At 59.1% G+C, this 14436-nt stretch carries 11 protein-coding genes and 1 tRNA gene; 4 read left to right on the top strand and 8 right to left on the bottom strand.

From position 1 onward, the window contains the following. Positions 1–224 precede the first annotated feature (224 nt). On the bottom strand, positions 225–2057 hold the full coding sequence (gene ggt / locus ACQR3R_RS22150; RefSeq protein ID WP_428275341.1) for a gamma-glutamyltransferase: 1833 nt from the start codon (positions 2055–2057) through the stop codon (positions 225–227). Between the two features lie 163 nt (positions 2058–2220). Between ggt and ACQR3R_RS22145 the strand changes: the two genes are divergently transcribed. Continuing rightward, on the top strand, positions 2221–3324 hold the full coding sequence (locus ACQR3R_RS22145) for a DUF2817 domain-containing protein (RefSeq protein ID WP_428275340.1): 1104 nt from the start codon (positions 2221–2223) through the stop codon (positions 3322–3324). Here ACQR3R_RS22145 and ACQR3R_RS22140 read toward each other — a convergent pair. Continuing rightward, complete coding sequence (locus ACQR3R_RS22140) at positions 3321–4250, bottom strand: LysR substrate-binding domain-containing protein (RefSeq protein ID WP_428275338.1); 930 nt, start codon at positions 4248–4250, stop codon at positions 3321–3323. The genes ACQR3R_RS22145 and ACQR3R_RS22140 overlap by 4 nt on opposite strands. Positions 4251–4437: 187 nt before the next feature. On the opposite strand from ACQR3R_RS22140, the gene ACQR3R_RS22135 reads away from it, so the two are divergent. From ACQR3R_RS22135 to ACQR3R_RS22125, 3 genes are all read left to right on the top strand, one after another. Continuing rightward, a complete protein-coding gene (locus ACQR3R_RS22135) occupies positions 4438–6021 on the top strand; it encodes a hypothetical protein (RefSeq protein ID WP_428275336.1) in 1584 nt (527 codons plus the stop codon). 84 nt (positions 6022–6105) lie between these two features. Continuing rightward, positions 6106–6906: a transporter substrate-binding domain-containing protein gene (locus ACQR3R_RS22130; protein ID WP_428275334.1), complete on the top strand. Its 801-nt coding sequence runs from the start codon at positions 6106–6108 to the stop codon at positions 6904–6906. A 51-nt stretch (positions 6907–6957) separates the two neighbouring features. Next, positions 6958–8499 (top strand): ABC transporter permease subunit, encoded by a 1542-nt coding sequence (locus ACQR3R_RS22125; RefSeq protein WP_428275333.1) that lies wholly within the window; start codon positions 6958–6960, stop codon positions 8497–8499. Between the two features lie 176 nt (positions 8500–8675). On the opposite strand, the gene ACQR3R_RS22120 is transcribed toward ACQR3R_RS22125, so the two are convergent. From ACQR3R_RS22120 to ACQR3R_RS22095, 6 genes are all read right to left on the bottom strand, one after another. After that, a tRNA-Met gene (locus ACQR3R_RS22120) sits at positions 8676–8752 on the bottom strand. 81 nt (positions 8753–8833) lie between these two features. Further along, positions 8834–10297, bottom strand: coding sequence for an amidase (locus ACQR3R_RS22115; protein ID WP_428275331.1), 1464 nt, complete (start codon positions 10295–10297; stop codon positions 8834–8836). Positions 10298–10358: 61 nt separating this feature from the next. Continuing rightward, the gene (locus tag ACQR3R_RS22110; RefSeq protein ID WP_428275329.1) at positions 10359–11405 is read right to left on the bottom strand and encodes an extracellular solute-binding protein; all 1047 of its coding nucleotides are present in this window, start codon (positions 11403–11405) and stop codon (positions 10359–10361) included. A 27-nt stretch (positions 11406–11432) separates the two neighbouring features. Continuing rightward, positions 11433–12239 (bottom strand): ABC transporter permease subunit, encoded by an 807-nt coding sequence (locus ACQR3R_RS22105; RefSeq protein WP_428275328.1) that lies wholly within the window; start codon positions 12237–12239, stop codon positions 11433–11435. Then, entirely contained in the window at positions 12239–13159 is a 921-nt protein-coding gene (locus ACQR3R_RS22100; RefSeq protein ID WP_428275327.1) for an ABC transporter permease subunit, read from the bottom strand. Before ACQR3R_RS22100 ends, ACQR3R_RS22105 begins: the two co-directional genes overlap by 1 nt. A 15-nt stretch (positions 13160–13174) precedes the next feature. Continuing rightward, on the bottom strand, positions 13175–14293 hold the full coding sequence (locus tag ACQR3R_RS22095; protein ID WP_428275326.1) for a polyamine ABC transporter ATP-binding protein: 1119 nt from the start codon (positions 14291–14293) through the stop codon (positions 13175–13177). Positions 14294–14436: the final 143 nt, after the last annotated feature.

The raw sequence follows: 14436 nt of genomic DNA, 5'->3' as shown, positions 1-14436 counted from the left end.
AACGGGGATAAATCCCCTCACCACATATATCTGACCACAGATCTCACTACAGACTTGACCACAGATCTCTCACCACAGATCTCACCACAGATCTCACTACAGATCTCTCACTCCAGATCTCACCACAGAAACCTCACAGGAAATCCCCTCGCCATACATTTAGGCCCTGCGCTTGGGTGAGCAGCATGTGCCTCCCGGTAAGCCTTTGCCAACTCTCGCAGGGCTCAATCGCCCAATGCTTCGCCTTCACGCCGCGGATCTGCGCCGCCGGCAAGCGACACGTTTCCTTGTGCATCTTTGACCCGGACAATCGCCTGGGTGCCGCTGGTCATGTCGATTTCATTGACGCTGTGGCCCTTTTCTTTCAATGCCTGAATCAATTCGGCGCTGAACTGCCCTTTTTCCAGTTCTGTCGGGCCGTTGCGGCTGCCGAAGTTGGGGAGGCTGATAGCGGTTTGTGGGTCGAGGTTCCAGTCGAGCAGGCCGATGGTGGATTTAGCGACGTACTCGATGATTTGCGAGCCACCAGGCGAGCCGACAGTGGCGAGAAACTCGCCGCTCTGGCGGTCGAAAATCAACGTCGGCGCCATGGATGAGCGCGGACGTTTGCCGGGCTCGACGCGGTTGGCGACTTTTTGCCCATTCTCTTCGGGGATGAATGAGAAGTCAGTCAACTGGTTGTTCAGCATGAACCCTTGAACCATCAGGTGTGAACCGAACGCAGATTCGACTGTGGTGGTCATCGACACGGCGCCGCCCAGGTCATCGACGGCCACTACTTGCGAGGTGGAAATACGCAGTGGTGAGCGGTCGGGTGCGTAGGCCACCTGAATGCCCGGCGGCGTGCCGGGTTTGGCGCTGCCCATACTGCGATCACCGATCAGGGCGGCGCGGCTGGCGAGGTAGGTGGGGTCTACCAGGCCTTTGACTGGGACGGGCACGAAGTCGGTATCGGCCACATATTGCGCGCGGTCGGCATAGGCCAGACGCTCGGCTTCAGAGATCAGGTGCACGGCTTCAGGTGTCGGTTCGATGCCTGCAGGTTTGTCGGTTTTGACGGGTTTAAGCGGCGCCAGCGCATAACGCGGATCGCGGGTTTCCAGCGCCTGCAAGGTGCCAAGGATCTGCGCCACGGCGATGCCGCCTGACGAGGGCGGCGGCATGCCACACACCTGCCACTGTTTGTAATCGGTGCACAGCGGCGCGCGCTCCTTGGCCTTGTACCCTTCTAGATCGTTCAGCGACAGGCTGCCGGGGTTGGCGTGGCCCTGAACCTTGGCGACGATTTCCTGGGCAACAGGGCCTTTGTACAGTGCATCAGGGCCCTCATTCGCGATGCGTTTCAACACCGCTGCCAGTGCCGGGTTTTTCAGTTGCGTGCCGACGGCTTTCGGGCTGCCATCGGCATTCAGGAAATAAGCCATCATGTCTGGCGAGCGCTGCATCGACGAATCCGAAGCAATTAGCTGATGCAGACGCGGTGAGACAGCGAAGCCTTGTTCAGCGAGTTTGATGGCGGGTTCGAAGAGTTGCGCCCAAGGCAGGCGACCGTGTTTCTGGTGCGCCAGTTCAAGCGCTCGCAACACGCCTGGCGTGCCCACCGAGCGACCGCCAATTTGTGCCTGGGTGAAAGGCATCGGTGAGCCATCGGCCTTCAGGAATAGCTTTTCGGTAGCGCCCGCCGGTGCGGTTTCGCGGCCGTCGTAAGTGCGCACTTTCTTGCCATCCCACAGCACGATCAAAGCGCCGCCGCCAATGCCCGAGGATTGTGGTTCGACCAGTGTCAGCACGGCTTGCATGGCAATCGCCGCATCAATTGCCGAACCGCCCTGACGCAATATGTCGCGACCCGCCGCAGCGGCCAGCGGGTTGGCGGCGGCGGCCATGTGTTTGCTGGCGTGTTTGGTCTGCAGGTCGGTCCGAAAACCTGAGGCGGCTTCCGGTGCAACGGGCAATGTGGAGGAGGGCGGTGCACTGCATCCGGCGACGGTTAACGTGGCGACGATCAGTGACAGCGCTGGCAGGCGATAGCGGCTCAAGTGGAAGGCTGAAAACACGTGGGGCACTCCGTCCTGTGGAATAGGTCCGGGGACTGTATCGGCCGACAGGGAGTGACGCAAACCACGTCTTGCTGTGAACTCGCTATTGTTCTTCATCCATCGACTGATTTTGTGTAGGGTCGAGGTCAACAGTCAGCCACAAGATCAACAAGAGGCGCACATGCATACCGAGTTTCCGACCCAGCCAGGCTACCGCGCTCAGCGTGACCAGTTTCTGGCGGCAGCGAGTGCGGCAGGCGCGACGCTGACAGCGTATCCGCACCCGCTGCAAGGACCGTTTGGTGAGCCTCTGAGCACCGACGTGGCCGTGCTTGGCGATCCGAACGCCAAGCGCTTGCTGATTGCGCTTAGCGGCACCCACGGCGTCGAAGGTTTCTATGGCTCGGCCTGTCAGATCAAGTGGCTGCGGGACTTGGGCTCGCGCACGTTGCCGGCCGATGTTGCTGTAGTGATGATCCACCTGATCAATCCTTGGGGCACCGCGTGGCTGCGTCGGGTGAACGAAGACAATATCGATCTGAACCGTAATCACCTGAACTTCGCGCAAGCGCTGCCGGACAATCAGGCTTACGCCGCACTGCATGACATTTATGCCTGCACCGAACTCAAGGGGCCGGAGCGTGATCGTACCGATGCCTTGCTCGACCAGCAGATAAACCAGCAGGGTTGGCCAGCGGTCATGTCGATTGTCGAGGGCGGCCAACACAGCCATCCCGATGGATTGTTTTACGGTGGGTTGGCGCCGAGCTGGTCGAACACCACGCTGCACCAGATCCTGCAAAAGCATGTTGCGCATGCCGACGTCGCGATGTGTTTTGACCTGCACACCGGTGCCGGCGAGTACGGCCATCCCATGCTGCTGACCATTACCCAAACCGCCTATAGCGCATTGCCGGACGCGCAGCGCATTTACGGCCCATGGCTCTATACCTTGCTGACCGGCGCCAATACGTTGAGCGAAACCGGCGTGGCGGCCACCGCGACGGGGTACACCTCGCAGGCGCTGATCGACGCGCTGCCGCAGGTCAGACTGATGCCTTTTGTCATTGAGTGCGGGACTTATCCGGGCGCGCAGGTGCATCGCCATTTGCGCGATGATCACTGGTTGCATCTGCATGGCAATCCGAGTGACGCGGTAGGGCGCGAAATAAAGCTCAACCTGCTGGAACAGTTTTATCCCGCCGACCAGGACTGGCAGGCGATGGTGTGGCTGCGGACGTGGCAAATATGGGAGCGGGCGTTGGCGGCATTGCCGACCCTCTAACTGGCCACGTCTGGCTCGGGAGCAAAGATGCCGCTCATGTCCGGCGTTGTCGCATACACCTGCCTCGCCAGCCAATCGCTGAAGGCCTTGACGACCGGGCGCTCGGCCTTCAGCGGATCGGCAACCAGGTAGTAGCCACGATTGGAGCGGATGGACAACTCAAACGGGCGCACCAGTAATCCTCGCGTCAGCGCATCGCCGGCAAGCAGATTGTCGCCAATCGACACACCTTGAGCCGCGATGCACGCGGAGATGGCGCAGTGAGCATCAGTGAATAACACGCCGGTGGTCGCATCGATACCGGTGGCGCCCACGGCGCCGAGCCAGGTTCGCCAGTCCGAATAATCGTTCATGTGCAGCAGCGTATACGCCTCCAGGTTTTGTGGGGTTTTCAATCCCGGGCCCGCGTTGACGAGGCGTGGGCTGCACACCGGAAAGTAGTGCAAACCAACCACTTGGCGCGCCACCTGATTCGGCCAGTCGCCCACCCCGTAGGCAATGAAAACGTCGGCGCTGGCGTCGCTTGTGTCCTCTGTAGTGCGTGGCGAAATGATCTTCAGGCGCACCTTGGGAAACTGCTTGAGGAAAGACCCGATGTGCAGGCACAGCCAATAAGTGGCAAACCCAGGGTTGCAACTGACGCACAGCCGCCCGGTGAATTGGTCGTCATCGGAGCGACGTCCTGCTTCCAGCATGCTGGCGAGAATCCTGTGCACTTCCCGGGCGTAGCGCTCACCCTCGTAAGTCAACTTGATACCGCGCCCGGTCCGCTCGGTCAGCAGGTAACCGAGCCCTTCCTCGAGCGTGTTGATCCGGTGGCTGATGGCGCTGCGGGTCAGGTTCAACTCCACGGCGGCAGCCGTGACACTGCCCAGTCGCGACACGGCGTCAAAGGCCCTTAATGCCGTCATTGAGGGAAATCGCATGGCACAGCTCCTGTTTTCTCTGGCTTATACAGGCACCCGTGCGCCTTGCGAAAGGTAAAACTATTTACTCAATCACTGCCGGTTTTTTTCGATTGTTGTTTATTTTGCTTCACCAATACTACGGCGAAACGAGACGTCAACGCGACGATCCCGACCCCTAAAAACAAAAAAAGCCGAGGTGGAAGCCATGCTGCAGCACAAGCAATTCGTCCTGGACTGGATCGACAGTAATCGTCAGCAATTATCCGATTGGCACCAGAAAATATGGCATTTCGCCGAGCCAGCGTTTCGTGAGTACAAATCCTGCGCCTGGTACGTCGAGCTGCTGCGCAAGGAAGGCTTCACGGTGGAAGAAGGCAGTGGCGGCATGCCCACCGCGTTCTGCGCGACCTTCACCCAAGGCGAAGGCCCGATCCTCGCCACCTACGCCGAATACGATGCAGTGCCCGGTAATTGCCAGGCCGCCACCACTCAAAAAATGCCACGCGATGGCCTGTCCAAGTTTGCCCCCGGCCACACCGACCCGCACTCGGCGCTCGGCATCAGTGCGCTGGGCGGCGCGCTGGCAGCGAAGGCGGCCATGCTGGAATTCGGTATTCAGGGCACTATCAAATTCTTCGGCGAACCTGCGGAAAAACTCCGGGCTTCGAAACCGGTGCACGCCGCCAAGGGTTACTACGATGACCTGGACGCCGCCATCAGTTTTCACCCGACCTACATGCTGCCGCTGAACAACACCACCACGTGGGACACCCACTGCGGCATCGCCTATTCCTATATCTACACCTTTACCTGCGAAGAACCGCAGAACTGGATCGCCGCCGACAAGTACAGCCCGATTCCGCAAAACCACCTCGCCGCTCGCGCACCCGGTGCCAACGATGCGCTGGTGCACTTCTACACCTTGAACGAAAGCCTGCGCCGTTCGACGCTGCCATTCACCGGCCTGTGGAGTTTCAACGAAGCCATTCTGACTGCCGGCCAAGCGACTGCCGACAACCTGCCGCCGCACATTGCGCAAATCCAGTACCTGCTGCGGTGCGACTCCATCGAACAAGCCGAAACCATTTCCCAGGTGATGGACAACAACGCGGCGGCGGTGTGCATGGCCACCGGTTGCCAATGGAAAAAGACCTGGGTTTGCAAATCTCGTGGTGGCTTGGCCAACCACGTGATGGCCCAGGCGACCTACGACAATCTGGCCGCCATTGGTGCGCCGGTCTGGGACGCTGAAGCCATTGCCATCGCCCAGGAAATCCAGGCCAATCTCAATCTGGAACCCATGGCCAAGCCCTTCCTGCCAGCGACCGAAGCACTGATGGAACCCCGGGAATGCGAACGCCAGCTGCGCCTGCAAATGCCGGCCTGGCAGCAATACCTGACGTCTGATGATTACCCGGAATACACGTGGCATTGCCCAACCGTGCGCCTGTATGTGGCGCGGCCGATGCTCTCGGCACCGGCGGGTTACACCTATCCGGACTGGGTCTCCAACGCCTTGGGCGGGATTCGCCAGACCATCGATCCGATGATCAACGTCGCAGCCAAAACCATTGGTACCTCGCTGGTCGACCTGTTCACGCAACCCGATCTGCTGCACGCCGCCCAACGCGAGTTCAACGAACGCACCGGCGGCGGCATCGGCGGTACGCAATGGCAGGCACCGTTGCTGCCTGAAGACTTCAAGGTTCCGCACCAATTCCGCTGGCCGGAATACATCAGCACCGTGCGCGGCGAAGAGTGGTGGATCCCGGCGCGGGACGACGAGTAATCACCCGCCACATCGAGCGCTTCATCCAACAACAATAAAACCTGAGCGACGCCCCGAGCGTCGCTCATACAGGAGCTCGCTTCTATGTTTAGTAAATCCTCGCGCATGACCCGCGTTGCCTTGTTCGCCGCCTCACTGTTGTGCATCGGACAGAGCCAGGCCGATGTGACCGCCACACCGGGCGTGTTGAAAATCGGCATGGAAATTACCTACCCGCCCTTCGAATCTTACGATGGCGATAAAGTCGTAGGTTCGGATCCGGAATTGATCGACGCCATGGCCGCGCACCTGGGTCTGAAGACCCAGATGCTGGACACCAAGTTTCCGAACCTGATCATGGGCCTCAACGCCGGGCACTACGACGCCATTATTTCCGGGATGTACATCACGCCGGAACGCCAGCTTCAAGCCCAAACGATCCCTTACGCTCAGGCCGGCGCAGCGATTCTGGTGCCCAAGGGAAGCGAGCTGAAGGCACAAGTGCCGGAGGATCTTTGCGGCCATAAGATCGGCCTCTTGCAAGCCAGTATCTGGGTCGGCAAATTCCGCCAGCTCTCCACCGATTACTGCCTTGCAAATAACAAAGGCGCGATCACCGTCAACGAATACCCCAACTCCCCGGAAGTCACCCAGGCCCTGTTGTCGCGAAACATCGAAGCCCAAGTGGAAATTGGCGGCGCCGCGCAGATGATCATCAAACGCACGGGCGGGCGCGTGGTGATCGCCTCGGACCAACTCATCTACCCACAAACGCTGGGTATCTATGTCAAGAAAGGCAACGACGCGACCTTCCAGGCCCTGACTCAAGCATTGGCCCAGAGCAAGGCCAATGGCGAGTACGCGGCAATCCTCAAGAAATACAACCTCGACGCGATCCCTGACTGACTTTCCTCTAGGACAAGGCCGCCCCCGTGCGGGCGGCCACGGGAGTTCCTTATGCAATTTGACTGGTCCTATTTTGTATCGCTGTTTTCCATGAGGCCTTTCTGGGAAGCCTGCCTGGTGGTGATCGAGCTCAGCGCCTTGAGCTGGTTTCTCAGCCTGATCCTCGGCTTTTTCCTGGCCTCGGCCAAACTCTCGAAAACCCGTCTGCTGCGTGTTCCGGCCGCGGTTTATATCTGGTTCTTTCGCAGTGTGCCGCTGCTGGTCTTGGTGGTGTTTGTGTACAACGCACCGCAGATTTTTCCGGCCAGTGGCGCGGTGCTGCAAAACCCGTTTTACGCAGGCCTGTTAGCCTTGGTGGTGACTGAGTCGGCGTACATGGCGGAGATCCATCGTGGCGGTCTGCTGTCGGTGCTAAAAGGCCAGAAAGAAGCAGGGCGCGCGTTGGGCATCGGGACGGTGGGCATCGAGCGGTTACTGGTCATTCCCCAAGCCTTTCGCATTGCGTTGCCAACGCTGATTAACGAGTACATCACCGTGGTCAAACTGACTTCGCTGATCTCGGTTATTTCGTTGACCGAAATTCTGACCGTCGGCCAACGGCTCTACGCGCAAAACTTTCTGGTGATGGAAACCTTGCTGGCCGTCGCGGTGTACTACGTGCTGATCGTCACCGTGTTCGGCCAACTGCTGCAGTGGCTGGAAAGTTACCTGGACCTGAGCACGCGTAAACCGCAAAGCCTCAACGAAAAAGCCACCGCCACGCTGCGCCAAACCCTCAGCGCCCACAGGCCAGTAGCGCGCAACGTCCAGCCGATAGAAATCCCGGCGCTGCAGTTGAGCAACATCCACAAATGCTACGGCGAACATCAAGTGCTCAAGGGCATCGACCTGAACGTGAAGTCCGGTGAGGTGATCTCCATCATCGGCCCGTCAGGCTCTGGCAAAACGTCGCTGATTCGCACAATCAATGGTCTGGAAGCCATCGATCAGGGCGACATCATGTTGTTCGGCGAACGCTTTATCGGTGCTCACGACACACCCAATAACGCGCGAATCCGCCGAGGTGTGCGCCGCATCGGCATGGTGTTTCAGAACTTCAACCTGTTCCCACACCGCACCATTCTCGACAACGTCACCCTGGCACCGCGTTACCACGGCGCCTCCAAACGTGCTTGCGAACAGCGTGCTTACCCTTTGCTGGACAAAGTTGGCCTGCTGGCCCACGCCGGCAAATACCCACACCAGATCTCGGGTGGGCAGCAGCAACGCGTTGCCATTGCGCGTGCGCTGGCCATGGATCCCGACATCATGTTGTTCGATGAACCGACCTCGGCGCTTGACCCGGAACTGGTGGGCGAAGTGCTGAGCGTTATCCGTAACCTCGCCAATGAAGGGATGACCATGGTTATCGTCACCCATGAAATGGACTTCGCCATGTCGATCTCGGACCGCGTGATTTTTATGGAGGACGGCAAGGTTCAGCTGGATGCCTCGCCCGAGGCCATACGGCGAGAAGCTGCCGGGGAGCGGGTGCGCAGGTTTATGGGGATTGCCCCCGAACTGCCTCGTGAACATACGGCCGTGCCTGGCTGATTCGGTACCCACAAGCCCACCACGTGGGCCTCGCTAGAGCGTCGCAACCATCGCCCGGGCTATCTGGAACGGGTGATGATGTCCTGAAAACAATACTCCAGACGCAAGAAAGCCCGCACTAGGCGGGCTTCTTGTTTTGATTTATAGACATCCTGAGACATCTGTAAATCGGTACTTGGTGGCTACACAGGGACTTGAACCCCGGACCCCAGCATTATGAATGCTATGCTCTAACCAACTGAGCTATGTAGCCAAGTGGCGCGCATTATTCGCGGGAAACGAATATGCGTCAAGCGCTTTTTTTAAAAAATTTATCTACGCTATCAACCGTTTATCAAAATCTCTCACTGAGCAGTGGCGAAGGGCAGCGTTGGAACCAGCGGCTGGCCTGTTCGTATGCGTGGGCCAATTGCAGGACAGCGAAGTCGGCCTGATGCTTGCCGATGATTTGCAGGCCCATGGGCAAGCCTGCTTCGTTGAACCCGACTTGCACATTGGCCACCGGGCAACCGGACAGCGTGCCGGGGATCACCACTTCCATCCAGCGATGATAGGTGTCCATGGTCACGCCTTCGATCGAGGTTGGCCATGCTTGGGTTTTATCGAACGGGAACACCTGAGCGCTGGGCAGCAGCAGGTAATCGAAGTCTTCGAAGAGCCTGGAGATCGCCCGGTACCAGTTGCTGCGCACTACGGACGCGTTGAATACATCGCTGGCCGAGAGTTTCAAGCCGTTTTCAACTTCCCAGCAGGCTTCCGGTTTCAGCTGTGCGCGTTTTTGCGGGTCGGCATACGCGGCGCCCAAAGAGCCGGCGACCATCCAGTGACGCAAGGTCAGCCAACTGCCCCACAACTGTTGCGGGGCGAACGCCGGTTGTACCGATTCAATCTGGCAGCCCAGGCTTTCGAAATCGACGAAGGCTTTTTCGCAGAGTTCGGTGATGCCTTTCTCCATCGGCAGATAGCCATTGAAGTCCCCCAGCCAACCCAGTCGCGTGCCTTTGAAATCACGCTCCAGGGGCGCGGCAAATTGGCCGCCCGATTCGGCGATGGACAACGGTGCCCGGGCATCACCCCCAGCCTGTACCGACAGCAGCAACGCAGCGTCGCGTACGCTGCGGCCCATCGGGCCTTCGTAGCCCAATTGGTCGATGAACAGGTCGGCGCTGTCATCGAATGGCACGCGGCCCTGGGACGGACGGAAACCGAAGATGTTGTTGAAGGCCGCCGGGTTGCGCAGTGAACCCATCATGTCGCTGCCGTCAGCCACCGGCACCAAATGCATGGCCAGCGCCGCCGCCGCGCCACCGCTGCTGCCGCCCGCCGTTTTGCTCGGGTCGAACGCGCAACCGGTAGCGCCGAACAAGGGGTTGTAGCTTTGCGAGCCGAGCCCGAATTCCGGGGTGTTGCTTTTGCCGATGATAATGGCGCCTGCGGCTTTGATTCGCTCCACCATGATCCCGTCGCGCTGCGGGATAAAATCTTTGTACAGCGGCGAACCCAGTGTGGTGCGAATGCCCTTGGTCAGGGACAAATCCTTCACCGCGTGCGGCAAGCCATGCATCCAGCCAAGGTACTGACCGCGTGCCAGTTCAGCGTCGCGCACATCGGCCTGAGCCAGCAGGTCTTCCGGCGTTTGCAGGCTGATCAGCGCGTTCACCCGTGGGTTGAAGCGTTCGATATGGGCAAGATAAGCCTGCATCACTTCCCGACAGGAAACCTGGCGCAGGCGGATACGCTCGGCGAGTTCATGGGCCTGCAGCAGGACCAGTTCGCTGATGTTGTTGTTAGAGGTCATTGCAACGCTGCCTTTCAGACGGCTGGAGAAGCGCCCCGCCAATGCGACGGGGCGGTAAAGATCAACGCATCAGGTTGGTCCACAAGCGGTCGGCCAGGCGAATCGCCCCTTCGCCACACGTCTTGCTGAACACAACGTTTGTACCGTCGGGAATGTGCAGTTCCGGGGCATCCTTGAGGCTTGCATCCAGGAACGGCTCTACGCCTTTGATCGGGCTCTGGTGCTTGAGGAAATTCTGGGTCATCGCGGCATTTTCAGGCTGGCTGAGGAACGCGATAAACGCCTTGGCGTTTGCCGGGTTCTTGCTGCCCGTCGGGATAACCATATTGTCGACCCACGCCAGTACACCTTCTTTCGGATAGAGGTATTTAAGGCTCGGTTTCATTTCGCGGGCACGCATTGAAGAACCGCCCCAGAACATCGACATGTCGATTTCGCCAGCCGCCAGGTTTTCGCGAATCGATCCGGCCTTGGAGCTGTAGGTCTTGACGAAAGGTTTTTGCGCTTTAAGCAGCGTCAACACTTGCTGCATTTGTTTGGGGTCTTCGGTGCACAACGGAATATTCAGGTACAGGCTGGCCATGTCGATGACTTCACTGACCGAATCGAACATGTTGATCCGCCCCTGTAACTCGGCCGGTGGCTCATAAAGGACTTTGTAGCTGTCGGTCGGGCCTTTGTAGCGATCGCCGTTGAGCACCACGCTGGTGGTGCCCCAGATGAACGGCATGGAGTAGGCACCTTCGGGGTCCCAAGTCGGCTTTTTGAGGTTGTCGACGACGCCGGCGTAGTAGGGTTCGTTGACCGGATCGAAGCGTTCCAGCAGTTTTTCCTTGATCAGGATCGGAATGAACTGGTGCGACGGAATAGCCACGTCATACCCCGCGCCGCCCTGTTTGAGCTTGGCCAGCAGCGTTTCGTTGGAGTCGTAGGAATCCACAGTCACTTCGATCCCGGTCTGCTTCTGGAACTTGGCGAGAATTTCCGGCGAAAAGTAGCCACTCCAGCTCACCACGTTGAGTTTTTCTGCGGCCTGAACGCTGCCCGCCATGGTCAGCGGCAACGCCAGCAACAACGAGGTTGTGATGCTTGCAATCAACTTGCTCATGCGATTTCCCCACAGTCAGTAGAAGGTTCAGGTGTTCTTTTTGCTCAGCAGATAAGACAGGCTGACGAACAGCACCGAGACACCCAGGATCAGGGTCGAAACGGCGTTGACGTCCGGTGTCACGCCCATGCGCAACAGGCCGAAGATGAAGATCGGCAGCGTCGTGGTGCCCGCTTGCGAGACCATCATCGAGATCACGAAGTTATCCAGAGAAACAATGAAGGCGAGCATCAGCCCGGAGAAAATCCCCGGCATCAGCAAGGGCAAGGTCACCTTGCGGAATGTGCGCCATGGACCGGCGTAAAGATCGGCCGAGGCTTGCTCCAGCGACAGGTCCATGTCGTTCAACCGGGCGCGAATCGGCAGGTAGGCAAACGGAATGCAGAACACGGTATGGGCGATGATCAGGTTGCCGTAACCCAGCGACAGGCCGATGGTTGAAAACAGCGCAAGCGTCGCGACGCCGACCACGATTTCGGGCAACACCAAGGGCAGCATGATCGCGCCCATCGACAGCTGCAGGCCTTTGAATTTGGCCCCGCGTGAGGTGCCCAGCGCGGCGAGGGTGGCGATGGCCGTGGCGAGCATGCTGGCACACACCGCAATCAGCAGGCTGTTGCCGGCCGCCTGACGCAACGCCTGATTGGCGAAGGCAACCCGGTACCAATCCAGGCTGAAACCGGTCCAGACCGTTGCCGACTGGTTGGCGTTGAAAGAGAACACCACCAACACCACAATCGGCGCGTAGAGGTACAGGTAAAACAGGAAACTGAAACCACCGAAGCCCGGAAAATCCTGCACGCCAAGGCCTTTACGTTTGAATAAACGCAACATCACTCACCTCCCTTGGCGATGCGCTGGCGTTCGGCGCGCAGGGCGTAGAACGTCAGCACCAGCATGACCGCCGCCATCAGCACCAGCGACAGGGCCGCACCGAATGGCCAGTTTCGCGCGTCGCTGAACTGCCGGAAGATAAGGTTGCCGAGCATCATGCGAGTGCCGCCGCCGAGTAATTCCGGGGCGATCATCGCGCCCAGGCACGGCACGAAGGTGAGAATGGCACCGGCGAGAATCCCCGGTTTGGCGATAGGCAAAACCACTTTGCGCAACGTGCGCAGGCGCCCGGCGTAAAGGTCCTGCGCCGCCTCAAGCAGGCGAATGTCCATTTTTTCCAGGGTTGCGTAGATCGGCAACACCACGAAGGGCGCGTAGGTATACACAAGCCCCAGCAATACTGCGCCATCGGTGTACAGCAGTTGCAGCGGCTGATCGATGACCCCCAGCCCCATCAGGCTGTTGTTAATGACCCCGGTGTTGCGCAGCAGCAGAATCCAGGCGTAAGTACGGATCAGCAGATTCGCCCAGAACGGTACCGTGATCAGAAAGATCAACAGGCCGCGGCGATTGGGTGGCTGCATCGCCAGCCACACGGCCACAGGAAAACCGATCAGCAGGGTAATCAACGTGGTCAGCCCGGCGATGCCGATGGAGCGCAACGCGATGATCAGGTACGAGTCGGCGAACGTCAGGCTGTCGTCCAGTTGCCGCTCGAACAGCAGCGAGGTATAGGCGTCGCTGCTAAAGACCTTGTTCACACCGCCATAGGGATTGGCTTCCATCAGCGAATAGCCGATGACGATCAGGATCGGCACGATCAGAAACAGGCCGATGGCGATCAGCGCGGGGCTGACGCCGAGGAAGCTCTGGAATGCACGACGGCGTTCCAGCGTATTGGTGATCGGTAAAACGTGCATGGCAAACCCTCATGCTCAATCGCGCAGAACGCTGGCGCTTCCACTGTCGAACAACAGGCCGGCCTGACTGCCCACGGCAAAACGCTGGCTGTGGTCGACACTGTTGGGTGTGCGTACGGTCAGGCGTGAACCGTCGCTGAGGCTGACGTGGTATTGCAGGTCGGTGCCGAGATAGATTTGCGAGTCGATGCGGCACGGCAAGGCGCCGTCAGTGTTGTTCGCCACCAGATGCAGGCGCTCGGGGCGCACCGACAGTACGACGTTGGCGCCCACCTTGACGTTGCCGCACGGCTGCCCTGGCAATGGGTGGCCGGCGGGACCGGCAAACCAGGCCAAGCCCTCTTCGACGCGGGTGACCGTGCCTTCGATGAAGTTGGTTTCGCCGATGAAGTCCGCCACGAAGCGGTTGCTCGGCCGCTCGTAAATGTCCTCCGGACGTCCGACCTGTTGCACTTCACCTTCGGACAAAACGGCGATGCGGTCGGACATGGTCAGGGCTTCTTCCTGATCATGGGTGACAAAAATAAAAGTGATGCCCGTCTTGGCTTGAATCGCTTTCAATTCTTCGCGCATCGCCTGGCGCAGCTTCAGGTCCAGTGCCGAGAGCGGCTCATCCAGCAACAGCACCTTGGGGTGTGGCGCCAGCGCTCGGGCCAGTGCTACTCGCTGTTGCTGGCCGCCGGAAAGCTGTGCTGGCTTGCGGTTGGCGAAGCGTTCCATTTGTACCAGGGCGAGCATTTCACGCACCCTTTCAGCAATCTGCGGTTTACCAAGCACCTTACCCATCGGGTGTGATTCCAGGCCGAAGGCCAGGTTTTCGGCGATGGTCATGTGCGGGAACAGCGCGTAGTGCTGGAACACCGTATTCACTGGGCGCTCGAAGGGCGGCCGGTCGGCGATGTTTTCGCCGTACAACAGAATTTCGCCCTGGGTCGGAAATTCGAACCCGGCGATCATCCGCAGTAGGGTGGTTTTACCGCAGCCGGAAGGGCCGAGGAGGGTGAAGAATTCGTTGTCGCGAATATCCAGGTCGATGCTTTTCAGCGCCACCGGGCCGGTGTGTGGATCACCGTAGACTTTGCGCACCGAGCGGATTGACACCGCCAGTGTTTGCAGCGAATGCACAGCATTCATGCGTTACCTCCGATTCCCCCATTGCCCTTGGTGCTGCTGCTAACAGCCGAACCGTCGAGCAATGGATATTATTTTTTTGGGCAGGATCGAGATGCGTTTGAGTGTGTAGCCAGCTGTTTTTTTGTTTTGCTGTGGTTCGATTA

The sequence above is a fragment of the Gordonia sp. IEGM753 genome, assembly GCF_050321825.1.
Taxonomy (GTDB): domain Bacteria; phylum Pseudomonadota; class Gammaproteobacteria; order Pseudomonadales; family Pseudomonadaceae; genus Aquipseudomonas.
Note: the sequence above shows the minus strand (reverse complement) of the source record. Positions and strands in the feature narration are given on the sequence as shown.